The organism is Amycolatopsis sp. FBCC-B4732, from assembly GCF_023008405.1.
Taxonomy (GTDB): Bacteria; Actinomycetota; Actinomycetes; order Mycobacteriales; family Pseudonocardiaceae; genus Amycolatopsis; species Amycolatopsis pretoriensis_A.
The window spans coordinates 4,070,479-4,094,708 of record NZ_CP095376.1 but is presented as its reverse complement, the minus strand read 5'-3'; the positions used below and the strand labels follow the sequence as shown (position 1 = coordinate 4,094,708).

Genomic DNA, 24,230 nt, shown 5'->3' with positions numbered 1-24,230 from the left:
CGACCGCCGTGTTACGGGCACGGTGGTGGGTCAGGGGAATGCGGGGAAGATCATGAAACATCCGGGGCCGTTGTTCACGTTGCTGGCGGGCGTCGCGCTCGCCGGCGGGATCGGGATCGTCAACCTGGCGACGGGGACCGGCGCCGCGCCGGTCGCCGGGGCCGCGAGCGCGGCGGGCAGCACCACGGCGGTGCCGCCGCCCAGGACGACGACGTCGGAAGCGCCGAAGCCCGAGGCACCCGCGCGGGCGGATTACGCCGGGCGCGTGACCGGCGGCGGCGCGTCGGTCGCGGTGTCGGTGCGCGACGGCCACGCCATCGCCTACCTCTGCGACGGCAAGAAGGTCGAAGCGTGGCTGCAAGGCGTGACGACCGGCGGGAAACTGGACCTGAAGGGCGCCAAGAACGCCGCGCTGAGCGGCAGTTTCGACGCCACCGCGGCCACCGGCACGGTGACGGCGTCGGGCAAGACGTGGCAGTTCACCGCGCCGACGGCGAAGAAGCCCGCCGGGCTCTACCGCGCGGCGCCGAAGGTGAAGGGGCAGCAGGCGAAGGCCGGCTGGATCGTGCTGCCCGACGGCAGCCAGGTCGGCATCCTCGCCGCGGGTGACGACGCCACGGCCGCCCCGCCGCTCGACCCGGCCGCGGGCACCGCGAGCGTCGACGGTGCCCCGGTGACCGCCGAGCCGATCAGCGGCCTGGCCGGGAACGGTGACTTCTGATGACCACGGCCGGGCACCGCACCGCGGTCACGCTCCTGGTCCCGCTGTTCGCCGGCGCCGTCGTCTCGGTGGTGCTGGGCGTCTACGGCAGCCTGCACACGCCGACCGGCGTCGCGGTGAACGTCGCCGGGTTCTCCAGCCCGCAGGGGGTGAAGGCGTGGCTCGCCACGGTCGTCGTCGTGCTGGTGCTGGTCCAGCTGCTCTCGGCGCTTTCGCTGTACGGCAAGCTCGGCGCTACGCCGGCGTGGATGGGCACGGTGCACCGCTGGTCGGGCCGGGTGGCGTTCCTGGTGTCCATCCCGGTGGCGCTGCACTGCCTCTACGCGCTCGGGTTCCAGTCGTTCGACACCCGCGTCCTCCTGCACTCCCTGCTGGGCTGCTTCTTCTACGGCGCGTTCGTCGCGAAGATGCTGCTGCTGCGCAAGGACGGCGCGCCCGCGTGGGCGCTGCCGGTGCTCGGCGGGCTCGTCTTCACCGGGCTGGTCGGGCTGTGGCTGAGCGCGTCGCTGTGGTTCTTCACCCAGTCCGGTTTGACCTTCTAGGCGGAGGACGAAGTGCGCGACGACGAAACGGACCCGGTGCTGGCGCGCCGCACGGCGCTGGCGGTACTGGGCGCGGGGCTGGCCGCCGGCTGCAGCACCTACGGCGGCTCCCAGGCCCCGCCACCGGCCGCCCAGCAACCGCCGGCGGCCGGCGGCACGGAACTCGGCCCCGCCGCCGACATCCCCGTCGGCGGCGGCAAGGTGTTCGCGGACAAGCAGGTGGTGGTGACCCAGCCGGCGGCGGGCACCTTCGCGGCGTTCTCCGCCGTCTGCACCCACCAGGGCTGCACGGTGGACGCCGTCGCGGACGGCACGATCAACTGCCCGTGCCACGGCAGCAAGTTCAAGATCGCCGACGGCTCGGTCGCGAACGGCCCGGCATCGCAGCCGCTGCCGAAGAAAGCCGTCACGGTCACCGGCGGCAAGGTCACCCTGGCCTAGGTGCCGGCGGGTGGGCAAAGCGGTCGCCGAGTGCCGCCTGCTCTGGCACCATCGGGCGGGTGAGCCCGGTCGAGATCGCCTGCGACGAGTCGGGCTCCGAGGGCGAGAACCTGCTCGGCGGCGAGACCGACGTCTTCGCCCACGCCGGGGTGCGGCTGAGCCCGGAAGCCGCCGCGGCCTGCGTGCGCGAAATCCGGGCGCGCATCGGCTCGCCCGCCGAGGAGTACAAGGCCAGCTGCTGCGCGGCAAGCACCGCGCGGTGCTCGAGTGGCTGCTCGACCCCGCCGGTCCGCTCGAGGGCCGCGGCCACGTGCACCTGACCGACAAGACGTACTTCGCCGTCCGGGCCGCGGTCGAGCTGCTGGCCGGGCCGGGCACCGCGGCGGCGGCCCGCACCCTGCACCGCGCGGGTCCCGCCGCGTTCGGCGCCGCGCGCTGGGAGTTCTTCCTGACCGCGTTCACCAGCGTGCTGCGGCTCAACCCCCGCCGCGGCGTGCAGACGTCGCCGGAGCGGTTCTTCGCGCTGGTCGACGACCTCGCCGCGACGCCGGGCGAAGCCGGCGAAATCGTCGCGCTCTTCCGCGGCGGCGGCGAGCGCGTGGCCGCCTACCGCGCCCGGCTGGCGGGCGACCCGGGCCTGGTCGGGGTGCTGGATCCGCTGGTGCCCGCGGTGGTCCACACCGTCCGGCACTGGAGCGCGGGCGGCACCCCGGTCGCGCTGGTGCACGACGAGCAGCTCGCCCTCACCCCCGAGCGCGTGCTGCAGCTCAAGGCCACCCTCGGCCACCGCCTGGCCGGCGTCCGGTTCGTCGACTCCCGCGCCGACGCCCGCGTCCAGATCGCCGACTTCCTCGCCGGTGTCGCCCGCCGCATCGCCTCCGACGAGCTGAACCACCGCGGCGACGCCCGGCTGACCGGGCTGCTGAAGTCCTTTGTGGACACCAACTCCGTCTGGGACGGGCTCAGCAGCTGATCACCTGCGTGGGCGCGCTCGTGTCGTCGAGCCGCTTGACGTACGCGCCGCCGCTGCGCCGGGCGCACGCGGTTTCCTTGGCGGCGAACGGCCCGGCGTAGACCGCGTAGACGTCGGCGCCGTTCACCTGCTGGCGCAGCGACCCGCACCCGGTGGTCGGCGCGTGCAGGTAGCTCGCGCCGGGGTGGAGGTCGAGGAAGCGCTGGACGTCGGCGCGGTAGCGGGCCGGGGTGACGGCGGAGCCGAGGACCACCACGAACGACCCGTCGCACGCGGGCGTGCTCATCGTGGTCGCCAGCCCGAGGTCCGCCCCGCCCGCGGCGACCGTGGTGGCGACGGACGTCCGGACGCTCACCTGCGTGGTCGTGACCGGCGCGGCGGCCGGCGGCGGGGTGGGGGAGGGCGTGGTGGTGGCCGGGGGCGAGGTCGAGGCCGGGCCCGCCGTCGGCCGGTCCTGCAGCGCGGGGCGCAGGATCGTGAACCACCCCGCCACGGCCACGAGGGCGAGCAGGGCCACCGCGGCCACCACCCAAGGCGCCTTCGACGTCCGGGGCGGCTCGGAAACGGGTGCGGGAGTGACGCGGGTGGCCTGCCGGGTCGGGGGAGCGGCCGCCCGGACCGGGCTGGTGCCGCCGAGCGCGGCCCGCGCGGCGCCGGCCAGCTCCTCGACCGAGCCGAACCGGTCCGCCGGGTTCTTCGCCATGCCCCGCGCGATCACCTCGTCGAACGCGGCGGGCAGCCCGGGCCGCAGCGCGCTCGGCCGGGGCGGCGGCTGGTGCAGGTGGGCGCCGATCAGCGACGCGGCCGTCGTCACCGGGAACGGCTTGCTGCCGGTCAGGCACTGGTGCAGCACGCAAGCCAGCGAATAGACGTCGACGCGGTGGTCGGCGGGCGCGTCGGCGAAGCGCTCGGGCGCCATGTAGTCGAGGGTGCCGACGGCCCCGCCGGTCGCGGTGAGCCCGGTGGCGGCCCCGGCGGCGCGGGCGATGCCGAAGTCCACGAGGTAGGCGAACCCGGTCGCGTCGACGAGCACGTTGGACGGCTTGACGTCCCGGTGCACCAGCCCTTCGGCGTGCGCGGCGGCCAGCGCCCGCGCCACCTGCCCGATGACGTCGACGGCGTCGGCGGGCGAGGGAGCCCCGCCCGCGGCCAGCCTGCTGCCGAGGTCGTCCCCGTCGACCAGGCGCATGTCGAGGTAGAGCCGCCCGTCGTGCTCCCCGTAGGCGTGAATCGGGATGACGTGCGGCTCCCGCAGCCGCGCGACGGCGTGCGCCTCCCGCCGGAACCGCTCCTGGAAGTCCCGGTCGGCGGCGAACTCGGGCGCGAGCAGCTTGAGCGCCACCACCCGGTCGTGCCGGGTGTCGTGCGCGCGGTACACCTCGCCCATCCCGCCCCGGGCGATCAGCGACTCGACGCGGTAAGGCCCGAACTGCCAGCTCACGCGTTTCCCTCCACCAGGCCCGCCGGACACCGGTGAAGTCGCGGTCCGCGCGCCGGGACGTTACACGGCCGACTCCCGGCGGGTCGGGAACGAGGTGGCCGCGAGGGCGGGACAGCGCGGGGTCTCACTGCCCCACCGTCGCGGTTCGGCTCGGCAGTCAGGCGATGGCGCTTACCGTCTCGAGCGACGTGATCTTCTCGGGATTCCAGTACTGCAGACCGGTCGCGCCCGCTCCGGTGAGGACGAGCGCGGACGCCAGTGCGAGGCCGGCCAGGAGTTTCTTCATCGTGCTTTTCCTCTGGCTCTTTCGTGGAAAGTGTTCTCGGGGGATGAACACGGCCGAAACCCTAGCTGATCATCGGGCGGCACTGGCGCGCGGTCTACCCGTAGTGGTTCGTATGGCCCCGCGAAGCGGGAACGGGCGACTCGAAGGAGTCGTGGTCCCCTCGATCGAGCGATGACTACTCGCGGGTAAACATCGACAAGTCCCCACATCGGGTTAATGTAACGAGAGTAGGTTTCACGTTTCGGGGGAGAAAGTGCCGTTCGCGGAGGCGGTCGACAGGGTGGCGAGGTCCTCACGAACGTGTCGTTCACGTTCGTGGTTGCCGAGATCGGCGTAAATGGCCGCCGCGTTCGTCCAGCCTTCTTCGGCGGCAGCCAGTCGTCCCGTTTCGTGCAATGCGTGGCCGAGGACGTGGAGCGCGTCGGATTCGACGACGGCGTTGTGGGTGCGTGCGGCCAGCCGCACGGCTTGCCGCGCGTAGCCGATCGCGGCCGCGTGGTCCGCTTGGCGGTAGCTGACGGTGGCCACGACGCAACACGCGCGCGGGCCCACTTCGAGGTCGTTGATCTGTTCGACGATGCGCAGTGCCCGTAGGCCGTGGTCGAGCGCTTCGCCGTACTTGCGCTGCTCGCACAACGTCGAGGCCATCTCGGCCAGGGTTTCGGCTTGGCCGTGGCGGTTGCCGATGCTCTCCCTCAGGTCGAGCGCGTGGCGGTAGCGGGCCAGCGCCTCATCGTGACGGCCGCGGTGACGGAGGGTATCTGCGAGCCGGTGGTGGATCGCCGACTCGGTGCCCGCGCTGTCGGCTGCTTCGAGTCGGTCCAGTGCGCGTTGGTACAGGGCTTCGGCGGCCTCGAATTCGCCGGCCTGCGCTTTGTGGGTGCCCAAGTGCAAGAATGACGTCGCGATTCCGATCGCACTGTTCGTCTGCTGGGCGATCGCTGCGGCCAGGTGGAATTCCAGCAATGCCGGACCGGGATCGCCCAGGGCGAGCAGAATCATTCCGAAGTCACTTCTTGTCGCGGCCTCGCTTTCCGGATCTGCTACGGCTTGGGCAGAAGAAACCGAAACAGTGAACGCGTCGCGGAGTTCGTTGTAAAAACCATACCGACGGTAGAGGCCGTACAAGTTGTGGGGGATTCGCCACGCGTAATCGTGGTGATTCCGTTGCGCGGCCCACGGGATGATCCTCACGAAATTGGCCTTCTCGTTCGAGAGCCAGGCCGCCGCGGCGTTTTCCGATGGGAATTCGACCATCGGGGTGTCCGCCGCGGCCGGGAGCATCGGGACCGGGGGCCGGAAGGGGAACAGCAGGCGGTCGGCGGCGTAGCTGGTGTGCAGGCAGAACGACAGCAACCGGCGCTCCGCCTCGGCCCGGACACCGGCGTACTGCTCGGCCTCCGCGAGTTCGCGGGCGAAAGTCCGGAGCAGGTCGTGGACCCGGTAGCGGTCCCGCTTGCCCGTGTGGGTGAGGAAGTGGGTGCTGACGAGCACGTCGAGGGCGTGCTGGACCTCTTTCACCGGCTTCCCGGCCAGCGCGGCGGCGGCGTGCGGAGTCAGTTCCGGCGCCGGGGAGAGGCCGATCAGCCACAGCAGGTCCCGCGCCGCCCGGGGCAGGCCGTTGTAGGTGACCAGCAGGGCGGCGCGCATGGTCGCCGGCGGATCGTCGCCGTCGTCGCCGATGTCGAGCAACCGGCTCTGGTCCTGGAGTTCGTCGGCGAACTCGCTCAGCGCGGCTCCGCGACGGCCTTCGATGTGGTGGGCGACCAGCTGGAGTGCGAGGGGGACTCCGCCGCACAACGCGGCGATCCGCGCGAGCGGCTCCTGTTCGGCGGCTCCTCGCGGACCGATGCGGTTGGTCAGGACCTGGGCGGCGTGCTGCTCGTTGAGCGGCGTGACCGAGCACCGCCGCGCGCCGTGCCGGCTGGTCAGCGCGGTCAGGCCTTTGCGGCTGGTGACGAGCAGCAGGCACGGCGAGAGCGTGAACAGCAGCGGCAGCACGTGCGCGGAGTTCGCGGCGTTGTCGAGCACCACCAGGGTGCGGCTCTGCGCGAGGATCTCCCTCAGCTTCGCGTCGCGGCGGGCGCGCGTGGCCAGGCGGGAGATGGGCACTTCGAAGGCGTCGAGGAGTTCGTCGACGACGTCGTCGGCGGTGACCGGACGCCCGCCGTCGAAGCCGTGCAGGTCGAGGTACAACGCCGTGTCGGCGAGGCGGCCGTACTGCCCGTGTGCCCAGTGCACCGCGAGCGCGGTCTTTCCGATGCCCGCCAAGCCGTCCAGGACGATCACGCCGGGGGAGAACCGCCCCTCGGCGGTGCGGGCCAGCTCGTCGAGCGTCTGCCGGATGTCGTGGTGACCGACGAAATCGGTCGCCGCCGGCGGCAGGGTCGACCGGCCCCGTGGCGCCAAGGCCGGCAGCAGGCTGGGTGGTGGGTCCGATGGCGGCCGGGGGCGGGGCAGTGCGGCCAGTCGTTCGGCGGCACTCCGGGCTCCCGGTCTGGCCGGCGGAGCGGGCTTCCCGGCGATCAACGTGTTGTAGTACTTGAGCAAGTCGGCGGCCGCGGCCTGGTCGTCGCCGGCGAGGAGCAGCTTGCGGACGGCGATGTGGTAGGCGCCCATGTCGTCCGTCCGGTCGAGCTCGCGCAGGACGCGCAGGCGTCGCCTGGCCAACCCGATGTCGGTCGGGTGTTCGCGCTGGAGCTCGTCGATCTTCCGCAACGCGGCGTCGAATCGCCCGACGGCGATCAGCTCGCCCAGCAGCAGCTGGTTCGCCGGCAGCCAAGCGTTGTGCACCGCCGAATACCGCCAGTCCCGCGCCGGCTGCGAGGTCAGGTCCGCGAGCGGCTCACCCCGCCACAGGCCGAGGGCGGTGGCAGCCACCTCGCAAGCCGCTTCGTGATCGTTTTCCTTGCTGTGCCGGCGAGCCGTTTCGATGAGCGCTTCGAAGGCGAAATAGTCGATCGCAGTCCGTTCGACGTCGAGGTGCAATGCACCGTCGACCGTACGGATCGTCGCGGGAACGTCCGCGTCGCGCATGACCTTGCCGATCCGCGCGGCGTAGGTGCGGAATGTGGAAATCGGATCGTTCGGTTCCGGCTCGTCGACCGACCAGACCCACTCCGCCAGGCCCGTCATCCCCACGCGCACCTTGGGGTTCGTGAGCAACGCCGCCAGAACCTTGTGCAGCTTGGGTGAACCCCAGTCGGCGTGCAAACGACCGTGCATTCGCATGGCAGTCGGCCCGAGAATTCCGAATACGATCTCCATCCCGCCAGCTTTCCCCCCTCCTGGGATCGCTGAACTTCCTCGCCCATTCCGAGTTTCGCATCGGCTCGCGCGCCCGCGCCACCGCCCTGACCTGTGCTGACATTGATTTGTCACGTTTGCCGGCTCGGTGTCGCGCACCTGACACGGCCCCCGACACGCCGTTGACCTCGGTGGGTTCCATGCTTCCGGTGTCCAGACGGGCACCGACCGAGCGGAGCGCAAATGCCGGCACCCACCTCGCACGGCTGTTTATCGGTGAAGCTCGCGGTTCTCCGGGCGCAGACGGGAAAGGAGGTGCGACGCCATGATCGAATTCAGTGAAGCGGACCGTGAACCGACTTTCAGCAACCCGACCCAGGAAAGCTAGGAACCCCGAGGAGCAGCCGTGCGCCGTCCGATGATCAAACCCGAGCACCTTCCGGTCCGCCACGGCGGGAATCGCGTCCGGATCGGCGGTGTCGTCCGCGGGATCGCCGCGGACATCGCCGATCCCGACGGGTGGGTGTGGGCGCTGCTGGAGCTGCTCGACGGATCGAGGACCACGGGCCAGGTCGTCGCCGACCTGGCCCGCCTCCACCCCACCCGGGCCGGTACCGACGTCCGGGCGGCCATCGACGACCTGATCCGCGCCGGGTACGTCGAAGACGCGGGCGAGCCGGCGCCCGGCCGGCTGACCGCCGCCGAGCGGGAACGGTACGGGCGGAGCAAGGCGTTGTTCCGCTGGATGGATCGCGCTCCCCGTCGGACGAGCTGGGACACGCAGCTGCTGCTGAGCGGGGCGCGGGTCGTGGTGATCGGGATCGGCGGCGTCGGCTGTACCGCCGCCCAGGCCCTGGTCAGGTCCGGAGTCGGGCACGTGCACTGCGTCGAGCCGGACGTGGTCGAGCTGTCCAACCTCAACCGTCAAGTCCTCTTCACCGAGCGCGATCTCGGCCGGCCCAAGGTCGACGTCGCGGTCGACCGGTTGCGCGAGCAGAACTCCGAGGTCCGGGTCACCGGCACGCGGCTGGCGGTCGACGGCCCGGCCGTGTTGCGGACCCTGGCGACCGGCTTCGACGTCGTGCTGCTGGCCGCGGACCAGCCCGAGGAAATCCGCTCCTGGACCAACCAGGCTTGCGAGGCGACCGGGACCGCGTGGGTGCACGGCGGGTACCACGGGCCCCAGGTCGGCTGTGGGTTGTACCGGCCCGGCGCCGGGCCGTGTTATGACTGCGCCCGCGTTGCCGAGCGCGAGCGCCGCGCGGGCCTTCCCCCACGGACCTACTCCGCGGCGTCCGGCCGAGCCGCCCGCACGCACGCGGCCAACGCCGTTTCGGCGGGCGTCGCCGGGCAGCTGGCCGCGCACGCCACCCTGAGCCTCATCACCGGGGCGCCCGCGCTGCGGACCAATTGCCAGTACGGGTTCAACCTCGTCACGTTGCAGGACAGCTTCGCGATCGGTCCCGACGCACCGCGGCCCGACTGCCCCACCTGCGCTTGACTTCATCCTCGCGAGGACAGTTCCCGGATCCGCTCGCGCAGGGTTCCGGCACGCTCCGGGTCGAGCTCGTCGAGGAGCTCGCACGCTTCCCCGAGGTGCTCCGCCGCGCGCGTGAGGTTCCCGGTGCGCTCGAGCGAGGCCGCCGCTGTTTCGAGCGCTTCGGCGAGGAAAACCTCGGTGCCGGCGAGGGTCCGGTACAGCGCGACGGCTTGGTTCGCGTACTCGATCGCGGTGTCGTGGTCCTCGAGTCCGTGCAGGGCCACGGCCACGTCGCGCAGGGCGTAGGCCTCGCCGACGCGGTCGGCGCTCCGGCGGCGGAGGACGAGTTCCCGTTCGGCGTGTTCGCGGGCTTGGCCGAATTCCCCCAGCCGGACGGCGATCCGGCTGAGGTTGCACTCCACGACGGCCTCCGGGCGGCCACCACCCGCCTGTCGCGCCAGCGGCAATGCCTGGCGGTAGTAGTCACGCGCTTCGGGGTACCGCCGTTGCAGGAAGCGGACCTGCCCCAGCCCGATCAACCCGACTCGCTGGCGGACGGCGTCGCCGAGTTCCCGCGCCAAGGCGAGCTGGCGGGTGAAGTCGGCTTCCGCGTCGTCCCACCGCTCCAAGGTGGCGAGGGTGTCGCCCCGGAAGCCGAGGAGGAGTGCCTCCGCCGTCCGGTTCCCGGCGGCTTCCGCCGCGCGGAGCCCGAGGGTTTCGGCTTCGAGGCGCACCGGCCACACCGCGCGTGGCCCGAGACTGAGGAACCGGGTGGCGCCGGCGAGTACCACCGCGGTGGGGTGCTCGGGAGCCGAGCGCAGCACCGCCAGCAGGTTCGCCTGCTCGGTGTTCAGCCAGGCGAGTGCCCCGGCGCGGTCGGTGAGCGGGACCTCGGGTCCGTCGGGTGCCAGGTCGGCAGCGGGGGATTCCAGGCCCGGGAAGACGAGCTTGTCGGCGGCCTGCGCGGTGTGCGCGTACCACGAGAAAAGCCGGGCCGTGGCGTCGCGCCGGCTGTCCGGGCTGTCGTCCCGTTCGGCGCGGTGCGCGGCGTAGGCGTGCAGCAAGTCGTGGCACCGGTAGCGCCTGCCGCCGACGGACTCGATCAGGTGCACGTCGGCGAGGGCTTCCAGGTGCCGGTACGCCGTGGCGGCGTCGATCCCCGCCACCGCCGCCGCGGCGGGCACCCCGAATTCGGTGCCGGGATGCAGCCCCAGCCGGCGGAACAGGACGGCGTGTTCGTCCACCAGCCGCGTGTACGACCAGTCGAACACGCTCCGCACGGCGCTGCGTTCGTCTCCGCTGCTGCTCAACACGTCCAACCCCGTCCGGTCGCCGACGATGTCCGCCACGACTTCCGCGACGCTGGTGTGGCGGCGGGTGGCGATGCGCGTCGCCGCGATCCGCAACGCCAGCGGCAGGCGGGCGCACACCTCGACGAGGTCGGCGACGGCTGCGGGCTCGGCGGAGACGCGCTCACGGCCGAGGATCCGCCGGAGCAGGACGTGGGCTTCGTCCGCGGTGAACAGGTCGAGGGTGAGCTGGCTCGCGGCTTCGGCGACGAGCAGGCCGGTCAGGCTCGCCCGGCTGGTGACCAGGACGGCGCAGCCGGGGGAGCCCGGCAGCAGCGGGCGAACCTGCTCGGCGGTGCCGGCGTTGTCCAGCAGGATCAGCACCCGGCGGCCGGCGAGCACCGAGCGGTACACGCTGACCTGGGCATCCAGGTCGGCGGGGATGCGGTCCTCCGCGATCCCGAGTACGTGGAGGAACGACGCGAGCACCAGATCCGGCCGCACCGGTGCGCTGGGGCCGTAGCCACGCAGGTCGGCGAACAGCGTGCCGTCGGTGAAGTGGTGCTCCACCCGGTGGGCCCACTGCACGGCCAGCGCGGTCTTGCCGACCCCGGCGGTCCCGTCGAGGGCGGAGATCACCACGCCGCCGGGCCGGCCCTCGTCGTGGGAGAGCAGGAGTTCGTCCAGCCGGGCCAGCTGATCGCCACGGCCGGCGAAGTCACGCACGGCCGGAGGCAGCTGGCGCGGCACCGGCAGCGCCTGCTGCGTGGCCGCTGCGAAGACGACTTGCCGGATCGTGCCCGCTTGCACCACGGAACCGGTCACGGTGCCGGGCAGTGCGTTCGTCACCGATCTCGTGCCGTGCTCGTGCTCCGGTTCGTCGACCATCGCCGTACCCCAGCCCGCCACCCACCAGTCGAACTTCCGGTCTACCGCACAACAGCGGGCCGGTGAGCGGAATGTGAAGCGGTCGACACCGACCGTCACCCGGATGCGGATGGTGTTCGGCAAATTTCGCTGACTATAGTCAGCGAATGGACCGGGACCTCATCGACGGCGTCCGGCGGTTCAACCGCACGGTCACCCAGCGGATCGGTGCGCTCGATGACGCCTTCCTCGCCCGCGACCGGCCGCTCGGGCAGGCGCGCGTCCTCTGGGAGATCGGCGTCGCCGGGCTGGACGTGCGGGAGCTGCGGGAACGGCTGGACCTCGACTCCGGCTACCTCAGCCGGCTCCTGCGCGGGCTCGAGCAGGACGGCCTCGTGCGCGTCGAGCCGAGTGACGCCGACGGGCGCGTGCGGACCGCGCGGCTCACCGATGCCGGGGTGGCCGAGCGCGCCACCCTCGACCGGCTCTCCGACGACGCGGCCGCGTCGATCCTCGGGCCGCTGTCCGGTGGGCAGCGCCGCCGGCTCGTCGCCGCGATGGCCGAGGTCGAGCGGTTGCTGACCGCGTCGGCCGTCGAGGTCGCGCCGTGTGCGCCGGAGCGGCCGGCCGCCCGGTTCTGCCTGCGCGCCTACTTCGCCGAGCTGGCCGAGCGGTTCGACGACGGTTTCGACCCGGAGCTCAGCAGCTCCGCCGCCGACGCCGAGATGACGCCGCCGTCCGGGGTGCTGCTCGTCGCCGCGCTGCACGGGGAGCCGGTCGGGTGCGGGGCGCTCAAGTTCCGCGGTGGCGCGCCCGCCGAGGTCAAGCGGATGTGGGTGGCGCCGTCCGCGCGCGGGCTCGGGCTGGGCCGCCGGCTGCTCGCCGAGCTGGAGGCGCACGCCGCCGCGCAGGGGGTCCGGACGCTGCGGCTGGAGACGAACCGCGCGCTCGCCGAGGCGGTCGGGCTCTACCTCGCGGCCGGCTACCGCGAGGTCGCGCCGTTCAACGACGAGCGCTACGCCGATCACTGGTTCGAGAAGCACCTCGCCGCTCCCCGTACCCTGGGTTAGTGCGGACCCGGCCCACCCTCTCCTGGACCTCGGCGGACGCGCCGCTGCCGCGGACGTCCAGCCTCGACGAGCTCACCGACGTCGTCGCGCGCGGCCGCGTCGCCGTGCTGAGCGGCGCCGGGCTGTCCACCGAGTCCGGCATCCCCGACTACCGCGGCGAGACCGGCAGTCTGCGCCGGCACACGCCGATGACCTACGACGAGTTCGTCACCAGCGCCGAGGGGCGGCAGCGGTACTGGGCGCGCAGCCACCTCGGCTGGCGCACGATCGCCCGCGCCGACCCCAACGACGGCCACCGCGCGGTGACCGCGCTGTGCGAAGGCGGGTTCGTCGGCGGCGTCATCACGCAGAACGTCGACGGCCTGCACCAGGCCGCGGGCACCGCCGACGCGATCGAGCTGCACGGCAGCCTCGACCGCGTGATCTGCCTGGACTGCCGCCGCACGAGCCCGCGCGCGGACCTCGACCGCCGCCTGCGCGCGGCGAACCCCGCCTTCGACGGCGCGGCCACCCGCATCAACCCGGACGGCGACGTCGAACTGCCGGAAGACGTCGTCCGCCGGTTCACCACCGTCGCGTGCGCGGACTGCGCGTCCGGCGTGCTGAAACCGGACGTCGTGTTCTTCGGCGAGAACGTCCCGCGCCCGCGCGTCGAGGAGTGCTACCGGCTCGTCGACGACGCCGGAGCGCTGTTGGTGCTGGGTTCGTCCCTCACGGTGATGTCCGGCCTCCGGTTCGTCCGCCACGCGGCGAAGGCGGGCAAGCCGGTGGTGATCGTCAACCACGGCGAAACGCGCGGAGACCGCTACGCGTCGGTGCGGGTCGACCGGCCGCTCGGCGGGGCGCTCACCGAGCTGGCCGCGAGGCTGGGCTGCGAGGATCGCGGCCGAACCGCCTGAGCACCCGGTCCTGCCGCGACGCACCGGGCTCGTCCGGCGGCGGCTCGGCGAACACCCGCGAGTTCAGCGCCAGCCCCGCGAAGATGGCCTCGTGCTCCTCGTCGATCCACGCGACGAGCCCCGGATCGAGGGTCTCGTCGGCGCCGAGCGCGCGGGCCAGGTCCCAGGTGTGCACGGTGCTGTCGGTCGTCCGGACGGCCAGCGCCCGCCGCCCGGTCAGCTCGCCCAGCGGGTAGTCGACGACCCGGTCCAGCGCGTCCGGCGCGGCGAACGCTTCGGCGCACACCCGCACCGACTCGGTGAACGCGGTGACGGGGTCGTCGCCGAGCGCGTCGGCGTCGCGGGCGGCCAGGAACTCCTCGCGCGTGGCGCCGGCGAGGAGCCCGACGTAGTTGAGGTTGCCGCGGGTCATGTGGTTGACCAGCGCGCGCACGTCCCACTCGGAGCACGGCGTCGGCGCGCCCCAGGCGGCGGACGGCACCGCGCGGAGGTGGTGCTCGAAACCCTTGCTGGCGAGCAGGAACCGGTCCAGGAGCATGGCTGCCAGTCTGGCCCGGCCCCCGGGCCAAGCGCTCGCGGGTATCGGACGTCGTGGACGAGCCCGGTCCGGGTGGGTGGGGGGAACCCGCCCGGACCGGGCTCTGGCGACGGACCTCCACAGCCGGTCGTCGCCTGCAAGACGCGGCGGCCACCCACTGCGTTACAGCGTTTGCAACCCGTTCCAGGACCAGTGCGGCATGGCGAGCCCGGCGGGGACGTCGGTGGCGGGGCCGGGGTAGGTCAGCACCTCCGCCACCGCCCACTCCATGTAGGCCCGCAGCGCGGCGCGGAACTCGGGGTCGGCGGGCAGAGCCGCGTCGTCCGCCGCCTGCACGAAGCAGCTCACGAACCGGCGGCCGAGGTCGCTCATGTCGCCGTTGCCGGCGTGCATCCGCAGCATCGCGGAGTGGTCGCTGCACTCCTGCGAAAACCGCGGTGGGCCGCCCATGACCTCGGCCCAGTAGTGAGCCAGCCGTTCGACGTGCCGCGGGTGCTGCCCGGGGTGCGAGAACGGGTGGTTCAGCTCCGGGTCGGCGAGGCAGCGCTCGTGGTGGGCGGCGGCCAGCGCGAGGAACGCGGGGTCACCGCCGGCGAATTCGTAGAGCGTGGGGCGCACCCGCCGAGCCTGGCACGCCGCGCCCCCGGAAGCTAGCGCGCGCCGGCGGCGGCGCGTTCGGCGGCGGGGGAGAAGCCACCGTACGCCGCGACCGCCCGGTCGACGTCCTCGGTGACGAGGTCGTGGTTGAGCGCACCCGCGGCGGCCGCGCCCTGGGCCGCGGCGATGATCACGGTCGCCCGCGCGTCGACGACGTTCCCGGCCGCCCACACCCCCGGCACGCTGGTCTTCCCGCTGGGGTCGACCGCGCCTTCGGTGTAGCCGAGCCCGCGCAGGAGCTCGTCGTGCGGGACGGTCCGGGTGCGCAGGAACAACGCCGTCCGCGCGACGAACCGGTCGCCGAGCTCGATCCCGGTGAGCCGCCCGGCTTCCCGCCGCACCGCGGTGACGACGCCGTCGACGACGCGGATCCCGCGCGCGTCGAGCCGCTCGCGGTCCTCTTCGGACGGTGGTGCGATGTGCGCGAAGTAGACGACGTCGGGGGACCACTGGCGCACCAGCAACGCGTGCTCGACGCTCGCGGGTTCGGTCCCGAGGACGCCGAGCGGCTCGTCGCGCACCTCGTAGCCGTGGCAGTAGGGGCAGGTCACCGCGTCGGTGCCCCAGCTCTCCCGCAGCCCGGGCAGGTCCGGCAGGTCGTCGTGGACGCCGGTGGCGACCAGGACCCGCCGGGCGGTCAGCTCCCGCCCGCTCGCGAGCCGGGCGGTGAAGCCGGGCTCGAGCCGCGTCACGCTGTCTTCGAGCAGGTCGACGCCGTAGCCGGCGAGCTCCTCGCGCCCGATCTCGAGCAGGTCGGACGGCGGCAGGCCGTCGCGGGAAAGGAAGCCGTGCATGTGCTCGGCCGGGGCGTTGCGCGGTTCCCGGGCGTCGACGACGGCGACCCGCCGCCGCGCGCGGCCCAGCATCAGGGCGGCGTTGAGGCCGGCGGCCCCGCCACCCACCACCAGGACGTCATAGCTGTTTTCGGTCATGACGCCACCCTGAACCCGGCTTCGCGGATCCGACAACTATTGTTGCCGTTTCCGGGACAAGGGGGTTTCCTGGAGGCATGACGGACGCGATCACCCAGGCCCTGTCCGAGGTCGGTCCCCGGCTCAAGCGGGTCCGCACCCAGCGGCGGGTCACCCTGGCCGACCTCTCGACGGCGACGGGCATTTCGAAGAGCACGTTGTCGCGCTTGGAGTCCGGCCAGCGCAAGCCGAGCCTGGAACTGCTGCTGCCGATCGCGCAGGCCCACCAGGTCCCCCTCGACGAGCTGGTGGGCGCCCCGGAGGTCGGCGACCCCCGCGTCCGCCTGACCGCCCGCCGCATCCCGCGCCACAACGGCGCGGCGATGACCGTCCTGCCGCTGACCCGCCAGCCCGGCGCCCCCCAGGCGTTCAAGATGATCCTGGAACCGGAGACGGGCGAGCCCGATCCCCAGGTCCACGAGGGCTACGAGTGGCTGTACGTCCTTTCGGGACGGTTGCGGCTGGTGCTGGCCGACCGCGACATGGTCCTGGGCCCGGGCGAGGCGGCGGAGTTCGACACGCGCCTGCCGCACTGGTTCGGCGCGGTCGACCGGCCGGCGGAGATCCTCAGCCTGTTCGGCAAGCAGGGGGAGCGGCTGCACCTGCGGGCGAAGTCCCGCTGACTTTCTGGACTTGCCGGTCCATTTCACTCGGCGTTGAGTGGCGGTGTCCCGCTCCCGGCCGAGAGAGAAGGTTCCGCGATGCACGCGGTGTTCGCCCGTGACTTCGGCAGTCCGGAGGTCTTGACCTGGACGGAGTTCCCCGACCCCGTGCCCGGCCCGGGCGAGGTCCTCGTCCGGCTCCGCGCGGCCGGGGTGAACTTCATGGACACCGGCGTCCGGAGCGGGCCGGTGCCGACGTGGTCCCTGCCGGCCGTGCTGGGGGTCGAAGGCGCCGGCACGGTGACCGCGCTGGGCGCGGACGTGACCGGGTTCGCCGTCGGCGACCGCGTCGCCTGGTACTACCACCGCGGCAGCTACGCCGAGCAGATTGCCATCCCGGCGCGATCGCTTGTGCGCCTCCCCGGCGACATCGACGACGAGACCGCCGCCGCCGTCATGATGCAGGGCCTGACCGCCAACCACTTCACCACCGAGACGTACGCGATCCGGCCGGGGGACACGGCGGTCGTGCACGCCGCGGCGGGCGGGGTCGGGTCGGTGCTGACCCAGCTGATCAAGGCGCGCGGCGGCACGGTGGTCGGCCTGGTGTCCCGGGCGGACAAGGTCTCGGTGGCGGCGGAAGCCGGTGCCGACCACGTGCTCGTGTCGAGCGGCGGCGGTTTCGAAGACCGCGTGAAGGAGCTCACCGGCGGTCGCGGTGCCGACGTCGTCTACGACGGCAGCGGGCCGGAGGCGTTCCGCTCGTCGCAGCTCGCCCTGCGCCCGCACGGCGTGCACGCCTACTACGGCGTGCTGATCGGCAACCCGGTGTTCCGGCCGATGGACCTGCCGAACAGCATCCTGCTGTCCTATCCGGCGGTCGCCGATCACGTGCCGACGCGGGAAGCCCTCCTGGCGCGGACCGAGGAGCTCTTCGGCTTCGTCCGCAGTGGACAGCTCGTGCCCCGCATCGGGCAGCGCTACGCCCTCGCCGACGCCGCGCGGGCCCACCGGGACCTGGAATCCCGGCGCACGACGGGAAAGCTGCTGCTGCTCCCGTCAGCCCAGGTCCCGCTGCATCAGCAGCGTGTCGAGCCAGCGGCCGTGCTTGAACCCGACGCGCCGCAGCACGCCCGCGTCGGTGAAGCCGGCCGCGAGGTGGAGGGTGCGCGAGGCCGGGCTGCCGGAGTCGACGATCACCGCGATCGCCTGCCGCGCCCCGGCTTCGGCGCACCGCTCCAGCAGTTCGCCGAGCAGCCGGCGGCCGTGGCCCCGGCCGGTGGCGCCCGGGGCGAGGTAGATCGTCGTCTCGACGGAGAACCGGTACGCCGGCTTCGGGCGCCACGGCGCCGCCAGCGCGTACCCGAGGACTTCGCCTTCGTCGGCGAGGACGAGGAAGGGCCAGGCGCGCTCGCGGATCTTCGCGCGCCACTGGTCCGCGGTCGGCGGCGTGGTCTCGAACGTCACGACGGAGTCCGTGGCGTACGGCGCGAAGACGGCGGCGATGCCTTCGGCGTCGGCCTCCGTCACTTCCGCTATAGTGGACATGGTCGCTATCATAGAGGAATGATCGATCCGGTGACGCTCGGCCGCCGTCTGCACGAGCTGCGCGGCGACCGCGGGCTCGCGCTGAAGGCCCTGGCCGCGGCGGCGGGCGTGAGCGTCAGCATGCTGTCGGCCATCGAACGCGGGGAGAAGACGCCGACGGTCGTCGTGCTGTCGCGGATCGCCGACGGGCTCGGCCTGTCGCTGTCCCGCCTGCTGGCCGGCCTCGAGACGGACCGGGTGATCGTCCGCCGCGCCGCCGAGCAGGACCACGTCGCCGAGCCGGGCGGCTGGCACCGCACGGTGCTGACCCCGGTGATCCCCGGCGTCAACTTCGAATGGATCCGCACGACCCTGCCGCCGCGCTGCGACGCGGGCGCGTTCCCCGCCTACGCCCCGGGGTCCCACGAGTTCGTCGCCGTCGAGTCGGGCACGCTCTGCCTCGGCGTCGGCGAGGCGGACTACGTCCTGAACGCGGGCGACTCGCTCTACTTCCCCGCCGACGCACCGCATTCGTACGCGAACCGCGGCGGAGAACCCTGCGTGTACCACGTCGCGGCGCTGATCATGCGGCCGCGTGAGAACCGGACTTTCGGCGTTTCGCGGGTCTGACGCCCGCCGCGCTGTTAACGTCCGGGTGGTGCGGATCTGGTGGTGCGGCGTCGTCCTGAGTGCGGTTGCGCTGCTCGCCGCGTGCGCCGGCGGCGGATCGGGCACCGGGCGGCTGATCCCACCCACCACCTCGACGACGCCGGTCACTTCGATCACACCGGCCACGGACTCCCCGGTGACGACCACGACGCCGCCGGCGACCACGCAGACGAGAGCGCATCCGCCGACGGCGACGACGACCACCAAGAAGACGACCACCCCGCGTCACACGACGACGCGGCGGCGGCCGCGCTGAGTCAGCGCCCGCGCAGGCGGGGCCGCGCCAGGCCGATCGCGGCCGTGACGACCAACGCGACGGCCGCCACCGCCGCGATCACCGACAGGATGGGAGCGCGGGTTTCCGCTCTCGTCAGCGTGAGGATGCTGGAGACGAGCAGGACCGCGCCCACGCCCAGGTAGAGCCAGCACAACGGGGCGGTGGTCGGGATGAAGTGCCAACGCCGTTCGGCCATCGAACCTCCTTGATCGACCTTCACCCCGGATTTGCCCCGATCAGGTGACGATCAAACCGGCGGGAATCCGCCATGACCCCGAGCTGTCGCAAACCTGCCAGCCCGGGCGCGGCGACGTCGATCTACTGGGCGCATGAACGCATCCCGCTGGCCTGCTGTCACAGCTGTGACCGTCGGCATCTTCGCCATCGTCACCACCGAAATCCTGCCGATCGGGCTGCTGACGCCGATCGCGGCCACGTTCGGCGTTTCGGCGGGCACCGCGGGCTGGACGATGACCGTGCCCGGCCTCGTCGGCGCGATCGCCGCGCCGGTGGTGACCGTCGCGATCGGCCGCGCCGACCGGCGGCCGGTCCTGGCCGCGTTGATGCTCCTGCTCGCCGTCGCCGGCTTCCTCGCCGCGGCCGCGCCCGCGTACTGGGTTCTGCTCGTCGCGCGGTTCCTCGTCGGCCTCGTCATCGGCGGTTTCTGGTCGGTCGGCGCGGGACTGGCGCCCCGGCTCGTGGAGCCGGCCGCCGTCGCGCGGGCGACGGCGGTGATCTTCGCCGCCGTACCGCTGGGCTCGGTGCTGGGCGTACCGCTCGGCACGCTGCTCGGGCAGCTCGCCGGCTGGCGGACGGCGTTCCTGCTGCTCGGCTTGCTGAGCCTCGGCACGGCCGCCGCGTTGCTCGTCTTCACGCCTTCGCTGCCATCGCGGGAAAGCACGCGGCCGAGTGTCCTCACCGGGCTGCTCCGCCGTCATGGCGTCCGAAGTGGACTGATCGTGACGTTCCTGCTCGTGCTGGCGCACTTCGGCACCTACACCTACCTCACGCCACTGCTGCGCGACGTCGTCCGGCCCGCGGTGCTCAGCGGTTACCTGCTGGTCTACGGCGTCGCGGGGATCGCCGGGACGTTCCTGGCGGGCGCGAGCCGACGTCCCCGTGCGGCCTTCGCCGTCGCGGCGGCGCTGATCGCGGCGTCGGTCTTCGTCCTGCCGCACGTCGGCGCGGCGGGCGCGCTCGCGGTGCTCGTGGTGTGGGGAGCGGCGTACGGCGCGGTGCCGGTCTGTTCGCAGCGGTGGTTCGCCCGCGAAGCGCCGGACGCGCCCGAGGCCGCGACCGTCCTGTTCACGGCGTCCTTCCAGGCCACGATCTCCGCGGGCGCGCTGGCGGGCGGGTTCGTGGTGGACGCGGTGTCGGTGCCGGCCGTGATGACCTGCGGTGGCGTGGCCGCGGTACTGGCCGCGCTCGCGGTTCCCGCCCGGGTGTTCCGCTCGCCGGAACGCCGGGCTGTCCCGGCCGCCGAGCCCGGTGCGACGGTCGGGACATGGCTCCCGTGATGGCGGCGATCGTCGGCCCCGGCAACATCGGCACCGATTTGCTGGCGAAGCTGCGACGCAGTGAAGTGATCGAAGTCGGCTACGTCGTCGGCGTGGTCGAGTCCGACGGCCTCGAACGCGCCCGCGCGCAGGGGATCGCGGCGTCCGCCGAGGGCGTCGACTGGCTGCTGCGCCAGGATCCGTTGCCCGAGCTGGTGTTCGAGGCGACGTCGGCGAAGGCGCACGCGGCGAACGCCCCGCGCTACGAGGCCGCGGGCATCCAGGCGATCGACCTCACCCCGGCGCACCTCGGCCCGATGGTGTGCCCGCCGGTGAACCTCGGCGCCCACCTCGACGCCCCGAACGTCTCGATGATCACCTGCGGCGGCCAGGCCACGATCCCGATGGTGCACGCCGTTTCCCGGGTCACGCCGGTGCCGTACGCGGAGATCGTCGCCTCGGTGGCGTCGCGCGGCGCGGGGCCTGGCACCCGGGCGAACATCGACGAGTTCACGCGCACGACGTCGCAGGCGGTGGCCGAGATCGGCGGCGCGGGGCGCGGCAAGGCGATCATCATCCTCAACCCGGTCGAGCCGCCGATGATCATGCGGGACACGGTGTTCTGCGCGATCGGCCTCGACGCCGACCGCGACGCGATCACCGCGTCCATCCACGCGATGGTCGCCGAGGTGCGGCAGTACGTCCCCGGCTACTCCCTGCGCGCGGATCCGCAGTTCGACGACGCGCGCGAGGACTGGGACGGCCACGCGCGCGTCGGCATCTTCCTCGAGGTCCGCGGCAACGGCGACTACCTGCCGGAGTACGCCGGCAACCTGGACATCATGACCGCCGCGGCCGCGCGCGTCGGCGAGCTGATGGCGCGCGCGAAGCAGGAGGTGCCGGCATGACCCGCCCGGAGCTGGAGCACGACGTCCGGATCGTCGACACGACGCTGCGCGACGGCAGCCACGCGATGGCCCACCGCTTCACCGAGCAGCAGGTGCGCGACACGGTGCGCGCGCTGGACCGCGCGGGCGTCGGGGTCATCGAGGTGACCCACGGCGACGGCCTCGGCGGCTCGTCGTTCACCTACGGCTTCTCCGCCGTCGACGAGCTGAAACTGATCGCGGCGGCGCGGGAGGAGGCTCGGCAGGCGAAGATCGCCGTGCTGCTCGTGCCCGGCATCGGGACGGCCGAAGACCTCCAGCGCGCCTTCGACGCGGGCGCGGAAATGGTTCGGGTGGCCACGCACTGCACCGAAGCCGACGTCTCGCCGCAGCACTTCGGCCTGGCACGCGAACTCGGGATGGAGACGGCCGGGTTCCTGATGATGGCGCACCGGACACCGCCGGAGGACCTGGCGAAGCAGGCCAGGATCATGGTGGACGCGGGCTGCCAGGCGGCGTACGTGACGGACTCGGCGGGCGCGCTGCTGATGCACGAGGCACGGGCGAGGTTCGAGGCGCTGGTCGCGGAGGTCGGCGACACGGCGTGGGTCGGCTACCACGGGCACCAGAACCTTTCGCTCGGCGTCGCGAACTCCGTGCTGGCCTACGAAGCCGGCGTCCGCTACATCGACGGCTCGCTGTGCGCCCTCGGCGCGGGCGCGGGCAACTCGCCGACGGAGGTCCTCGCGGCGGTGTTCGACCGCCTGGGGATCGACACGGGCCTCGACGTCGGCGCGTTGCTGGACGCGGCGGAGGAGGTCGTCCGCCCGTACCTGCAGCGCTGGCCGAAGATGGACCGCAACGCGATCGTCCAGGGCTGGGCGGGGGTGTATTCGAGCTTCCTGCTGCACGCGGAGCGCGCGGCGGAGCGCTACGGCGTCCCGGCCCAGGCGATCCTCCGCCGCTGCGGTGAGCTGGCCCTGGTCGGCGGCCAGGAGGACATGATCATCGACGTCGCGGTGCAGCTGGCTGCGGAGGGTTAGCCGGCGAAGCGGTCCAGAGCCGCCTGCTTCCACGCGCGTTTGCCGTCGCTCGCGCGGTACCCGGACCGGTCGTCGACGAGCAGTTCGGCGCCCGGCCGGGCCCGCCGCGGTAGTCTCGAGACCATTGTCCCTTCAGGACAGTCATTACGCGGTCGCGTTGCGCAGCCAGGCGATCCTGGAGCTGGCGCGGCAGTGTGGCGCCGGGATCGAGCGACAGCACGGTTTCCGGCCGAGTGATCCACACGAGGCGGCGCGCTCTCAGTCGAGCTCCGAGCGCCGCGTCGTGCTGATCGCGCTGAGCACGATCTCCGACACCCGGTGCGGGAAGCGTTCGGCGTAGACCAGCGCGAGTGTCGTGCCCCACGAACCGCCGGTCAACAGCCAGCGTTCGATGCCGAGGTGCTCGCGCAGCCGTTCGAGGTCGGCGACGAGGTGGTCCGTGGTGTTGTGCCGCAGGCTCGTGGCCGGGTCGCTCGCGTGCGGGAGGCTCCGGCCGCAGCCGCGCTGGTCGACGAGCACCGCCCGGTAGCGGGCGGGGTCGAACACCCGCCGCATCCCCGGCGTACAGCCCTGGCCGGGCCCGCCGTGCAGCACGAGCGCGGGCTTGCCGCCGGGGTTCCCGCAGGTCTCCCAGTAGACGCGGTGCCCGTCGCCGACGTCCAGCAGGCCGTGGTCGTAGGGCTCGATCGGCGGGTACACCGTGTCATGTCCAGGGCGCGCCGGAGGAGTCCCGGCGCGCCCTGCCGCGCGTCAGGCGGGCTCGCCGAACCACTTCCGCAGCGCGGCGGCCAGCCCGGCGGTCCCGCCGTCCTCGCTCGCCCAGGCGACGAACCCGTCCGGCCGGAGCAGCACGCCGGTGAGCGCGGGCTCGCTGTCGCACTTCACGGCCAGGACGTCGACACGGTCGCCCCAGCCGGCCGCCGCCTGCCGCAGTTCGGCGTTGTCGGCGAGGTCAAGCAGGAGCGCCTTGCCGTCCTGGAGGTGCTCACCGAGGCGCGTCCCGTCGGCGAAGGCGAAGTCCGGTGCGGCACGGCCGGTGAGGTCGTGCTCGCCGTCGAGCGGGTACCGGTGCAGCACGCCGGAGAGCTTCTTGGCCAGGTAGGTGGCGCCGTCGTCGGTGCGCAGCAGGTCGCCGACGACCTGGCGCAGCGCCTTCGTCCGGACGTCGCTGCGCATCAGCGCGACCTGCGCCCGCGTCCACTCGAGCACCCACTCGCCGATCGGGTGCCGTTCGGTGGTGTAGCTGTCGAGCAGGCCGTCGGGCGCCCAGCCGTGGATGGTCGCGGCGAGCTTCCAGCCGAGGTTGACGGCGTCGCCGATGCCCAGGTTCAGCCCCTGCCCGCCGAAGGGGGAGTGGACGTGCGCGGCGTCGCCGGCCAGCAGGACGCGGCCGAGGCGGTAGGTGCTCGCCTGGCGCGCGTTGTCGGTGAAGCGCGTCGCGCTGTGCACCTTCAGCACCCGGACGTCGGCGCCGGACACCCGCCGGAAGCTGTCTTCGAGCTCCTGCGCGGTGATCGGGGAGTTCCGGTCGGCGGGCGGCCCGTCGAACTCGACGGTGAGCATCCGCCCGGGCACCGGCCCGTGGACGTAGAGGCCGCCGGTGCCGTGCTGCCAGCCCCCGGGCAGCTTGTCGACCCCGCTGAGCTCGGCCATCGCCTGCCGCCCGGTGACGGCGGGATCGGTCCCGGGGAACTCGAACCCGGCCAGCTTCCGGACCGGGCTGCGACCCCCGTCGCACCCGACCAGCCAGCTCGCGCGCACCCGGTCATCCCCGAGGTGCACCGTGACGCCGTCGTCGTCGGCGTCGAACCCGGTCAGCTCGACCCCGCGCCGGATCTCGACCCCGAGTTCGAGAGCGCGAGCGGCGAGGATCGCCTCGACGGCCTGCTGCTGGATGACGACGACGCGCGACGCGGGCCCGACGTCCCGGAAGTCGGGATCCTCGAAGTCGACCCCGTTCGAGGCGACCATGATCCCGGCGAAGTGCCCCACGGGCATCGCCGGCTTCGGCCCGCCCCCACCGCGCGACTTGAGGAACTCCTCGATCTTCGCGGCGTTCTGCCGCACGTTTTCGTCCATGGCGGGCAGCAGCCCCCGCCGGTAGAAGGCCTCGGCGGTCGTCAGGTTGACCGACCCGGCCTTGATCGTCACATCCGGCTCGGGCAGCCGTTCGACGACGAGCACATCCACGCCCGTCAGCCGAAGTTCACAGGCCAGCATCAAGCCGACCGGTCCGCCCCCGGAGATCACCACATCCCTGTTCATGCCTCCGAGGATGCCGCAAAACTTTTACCGAGTCAAACTTTGT

The 24,230-nt window shown here is 72.8% G+C and carries 25 protein-coding genes and 2 pseudogenes; 15 read left to right on the top strand and 12 right to left on the bottom strand.

Going from position 1 to position 24,230, the window contains the following annotated elements; all coding sequences use genetic code 11:
* The first annotated feature begins 52 nt into the window (after positions 1–52).
* From MUY14_RS17795 to MUY14_RS17775, 5 genes are read left to right on the top strand one after another with little or no spacing between them, the layout of a single operon-like run.
* Entirely contained in the window at positions 53–721 is a 669-nt protein-coding gene (locus MUY14_RS17795) for a hypothetical protein (protein ID WP_247024120.1), read from the top strand.
* Positions 721–1,263, top strand: coding sequence for a DUF6529 family protein (locus tag MUY14_RS17790; RefSeq protein ID WP_247024119.1), 543 nt, complete (start codon positions 721–723; stop codon positions 1,261–1,263). Before MUY14_RS17795 ends, MUY14_RS17790 begins: the two co-directional genes overlap by 1 nt.
* A gap of 12 nt (positions 1,264–1,275) precedes the next feature.
* Positions 1,276–1,704: a Rieske (2Fe-2S) protein gene (locus MUY14_RS17785; RefSeq protein ID WP_247024118.1), complete on the top strand. Its 429-nt coding sequence runs from the start codon at positions 1,276–1,278 to the stop codon at positions 1,702–1,704.
* A gap of 59 nt (positions 1,705–1,763) precedes the next feature.
* Positions 1,764–2,024, top strand: a complete 261-nt coding sequence (locus MUY14_RS17780; protein WP_247024117.1) for a hypothetical protein — start codon at positions 1,764–1,766, stop codon at positions 2,022–2,024.
* A complete protein-coding gene (locus MUY14_RS17775; protein WP_247024116.1) occupies positions 1,964–2,677 on the top strand; it encodes a hypothetical protein in 714 nt (237 codons plus the stop codon). Before MUY14_RS17780 ends, MUY14_RS17775 begins: the two co-directional genes overlap by 61 nt.
* Here the strand turns inward: MUY14_RS17775 and MUY14_RS17770 are convergent.
* From MUY14_RS17770 to MUY14_RS17765, 3 genes are all read right to left on the bottom strand, one after another.
* On the bottom strand, positions 2,667–4,118 hold the full coding sequence (locus MUY14_RS17770; RefSeq protein ID WP_247024115.1) for a serine/threonine-protein kinase: 1,452 nt from the start codon (positions 4,116–4,118) through the stop codon (positions 2,667–2,669). The genes MUY14_RS17775 and MUY14_RS17770 overlap by 11 nt on opposite strands.
* Before the next feature lie 157 nt (positions 4,119–4,275).
* Positions 4,276–4,404: a hypothetical protein gene (locus MUY14_RS46925; RefSeq protein WP_281506313.1), complete on the bottom strand. Its 129-nt coding sequence runs from the start codon at positions 4,402–4,404 to the stop codon at positions 4,276–4,278.
* 234 nt (positions 4,405–4,638) lie between these two features.
* Complete coding sequence (locus MUY14_RS17765; protein ID WP_247024114.1) at positions 4,639–7,809, bottom strand: tetratricopeptide repeat protein; 3,171 nt, start codon at positions 7,807–7,809, stop codon at positions 4,639–4,641.
* Positions 7,810–8,056: 247 nt separating this feature from the next.
* On the opposite strand from MUY14_RS17765, the gene MUY14_RS17760 reads away from it, so the two are divergent.
* Positions 8,057–9,151, top strand: a complete 1,095-nt coding sequence (locus tag MUY14_RS17760) for a ThiF family adenylyltransferase (RefSeq protein ID WP_247024113.1) — start codon at positions 8,057–8,059, stop codon at positions 9,149–9,151.
* 2 nt (positions 9,152–9,153) lie between these two features.
* Here the strand turns inward: MUY14_RS17760 and MUY14_RS17755 are convergent, their stop codons facing one another.
* Entirely contained in the window at positions 9,154–11,307 is a 2,154-nt protein-coding gene (locus MUY14_RS17755) for a tetratricopeptide repeat protein (protein ID WP_247024112.1), read from the bottom strand.
* A gap of 146 nt (positions 11,308–11,453) precedes the next feature.
* Between MUY14_RS17755 and MUY14_RS17750 the strand changes: the two genes are divergently transcribed.
* Together MUY14_RS17750 and MUY14_RS17745 are read left to right on the top strand one after the other, a co-directional pair.
* On the top strand, positions 11,454–12,356 hold the full coding sequence (locus MUY14_RS17750; protein ID WP_247024111.1) for a MarR family winged helix-turn-helix transcriptional regulator: 903 nt from the start codon (positions 11,454–11,456) through the stop codon (positions 12,354–12,356).
* Positions 12,356–13,255 (top strand): NAD-dependent protein deacetylase, encoded by a 900-nt coding sequence (locus tag MUY14_RS17745; protein ID WP_247024110.1) that lies wholly within the window; start codon positions 12,356–12,358, stop codon positions 13,253–13,255. Before MUY14_RS17750 ends, MUY14_RS17745 begins: the two co-directional genes overlap by 1 nt.
* Here MUY14_RS17745 and MUY14_RS17740 read toward each other — a convergent pair.
* The 3 genes from MUY14_RS17740 to MUY14_RS17730 all read right to left on the bottom strand — a co-directional run bounded on the left by MUY14_RS17740 (position 13,203) and on the right by MUY14_RS17730 (position 15,382).
* Positions 13,203–13,793, bottom strand: coding sequence for a TIGR03086 family metal-binding protein (locus MUY14_RS17740; protein WP_247024109.1), 591 nt, complete (start codon positions 13,791–13,793; stop codon positions 13,203–13,205). The genes MUY14_RS17745 and MUY14_RS17740 overlap by 53 nt on opposite strands.
* Before the next feature lie 162 nt (positions 13,794–13,955).
* The gene (locus tag MUY14_RS17735) at positions 13,956–14,411 is read right to left on the bottom strand and encodes an oxidoreductase (protein ID WP_247024108.1); all 456 of its coding nucleotides are present in this window, start codon (positions 14,409–14,411) and stop codon (positions 13,956–13,958) included.
* A 32-nt stretch (positions 14,412–14,443) separates the two neighbouring features.
* Positions 14,444–15,382, bottom strand: a complete 939-nt coding sequence (locus MUY14_RS17730) for an NAD(P)/FAD-dependent oxidoreductase (RefSeq protein WP_247024107.1) — start codon at positions 15,380–15,382, stop codon at positions 14,444–14,446.
* Positions 15,383–15,459: 77 nt separating this feature from the next.
* Between MUY14_RS17730 and MUY14_RS17725 the strand changes: the two genes are divergently transcribed.
* Positions 15,460–16,044 carry a helix-turn-helix domain-containing protein gene (locus tag MUY14_RS17725; RefSeq protein WP_247024106.1) on the top strand — a complete coding sequence of 195 codons (585 nt, stop codon included), beginning with the start codon at positions 15,460–15,462 and terminating at the stop codon, positions 16,042–16,044.
* A 78-nt stretch (positions 16,045–16,122) separates the two neighbouring features.
* A pseudogene (locus MUY14_RS17720) lies at positions 16,123–17,064 on the top strand (quinone oxidoreductase family protein); the annotation flags it as partial.
* 18 nt (positions 17,065–17,082) lie between these two features.
* On the opposite strand, the gene MUY14_RS17715 reads toward MUY14_RS17720, so the two are convergent.
* Positions 17,083–17,571 (bottom strand): GNAT family N-acetyltransferase, encoded by a 489-nt coding sequence (locus MUY14_RS17715; RefSeq protein ID WP_247025161.1) that lies wholly within the window; start codon positions 17,569–17,571, stop codon positions 17,083–17,085.
* Positions 17,572–17,589: 18 nt separating this feature from the next.
* Here MUY14_RS17715 and MUY14_RS17710 point away from each other — a divergent pair, with 18 nt between their 5' ends.
* Together MUY14_RS17710 and MUY14_RS17705 are read left to right on the top strand one after the other, a co-directional pair.
* The gene (locus MUY14_RS17710; protein WP_247025160.1) at positions 17,590–18,180 is read left to right on the top strand and encodes a helix-turn-helix domain-containing protein; all 591 of its coding nucleotides are present in this window, start codon (positions 17,590–17,592) and stop codon (positions 18,178–18,180) included.
* Positions 18,181–18,208: 28 nt separating this feature from the next.
* Positions 18,209–18,475: a hypothetical protein gene (locus MUY14_RS17705; protein ID WP_247024105.1), complete on the top strand. Its 267-nt coding sequence runs from the start codon at positions 18,209–18,211 to the stop codon at positions 18,473–18,475.
* A gap of 1 nt (position 18,476) precedes the next feature.
* Here MUY14_RS17705 and MUY14_RS17700 read toward each other — a convergent pair whose 3' ends face one another.
* A complete protein-coding gene (locus tag MUY14_RS17700; RefSeq protein ID WP_247024104.1) occupies positions 18,477–18,692 on the bottom strand; it encodes a hypothetical protein in 216 nt (71 codons plus the stop codon).
* Between the two features lie 166 nt (positions 18,693–18,858).
* Here MUY14_RS17700 and MUY14_RS17695 point away from each other — a divergent pair, with 166 nt between their 5' ends.
* The 3 genes from MUY14_RS17695 to dmpG are packed head-to-tail and all read left to right on the top strand — an operon-like array spanning position 18,859 to position 21,922.
* Positions 18,859–20,013, top strand: coding sequence for an MFS transporter (locus MUY14_RS17695; RefSeq protein WP_247024103.1), 1,155 nt, complete (start codon positions 18,859–18,861; stop codon positions 20,011–20,013).
* Positions 20,001–20,900: an acetaldehyde dehydrogenase (acetylating) gene (locus tag MUY14_RS17690; protein WP_247024102.1), complete on the top strand. Its 900-nt coding sequence runs from the start codon at positions 20,001–20,003 to the stop codon at positions 20,898–20,900. The genes MUY14_RS17695 and MUY14_RS17690 overlap by 13 nt, the downstream gene beginning before the upstream one ends.
* Positions 20,897–21,922, top strand: coding sequence for a 4-hydroxy-2-oxovalerate aldolase (gene dmpG / locus MUY14_RS17685; protein ID WP_247024101.1), 1,026 nt, complete (start codon positions 20,897–20,899; stop codon positions 21,920–21,922). The genes MUY14_RS17690 and dmpG overlap by 4 nt, the downstream gene beginning before the upstream one ends.
* Here the strand turns inward: dmpG and MUY14_RS46920 are convergent.
* The 3 genes and pseudogenes from MUY14_RS46920 to MUY14_RS17675 form a co-directional block, all read right to left on the bottom strand.
* Positions 21,919–22,047, bottom strand: coding sequence for a hypothetical protein (locus tag MUY14_RS46920; RefSeq protein WP_281506312.1), 129 nt, complete (start codon positions 22,045–22,047; stop codon positions 21,919–21,921). The two genes, dmpG and MUY14_RS46920, sit on opposite strands and share 4 nt — an antisense overlap.
* Before the next feature lie 136 nt (positions 22,048–22,183).
* Positions 22,184–22,621, bottom strand: a pseudogene (locus MUY14_RS17680) (alpha/beta fold hydrolase); the annotation flags it as partial.
* Between the two features lie 51 nt (positions 22,622–22,672).
* Positions 22,673–24,187 (bottom strand): FAD-dependent monooxygenase, encoded by a 1,515-nt coding sequence (locus tag MUY14_RS17675; RefSeq protein ID WP_247024099.1) that lies wholly within the window; start codon positions 24,185–24,187, stop codon positions 22,673–22,675.
* Between the last annotated feature and the right edge of the window lie 43 nt (positions 24,188–24,230).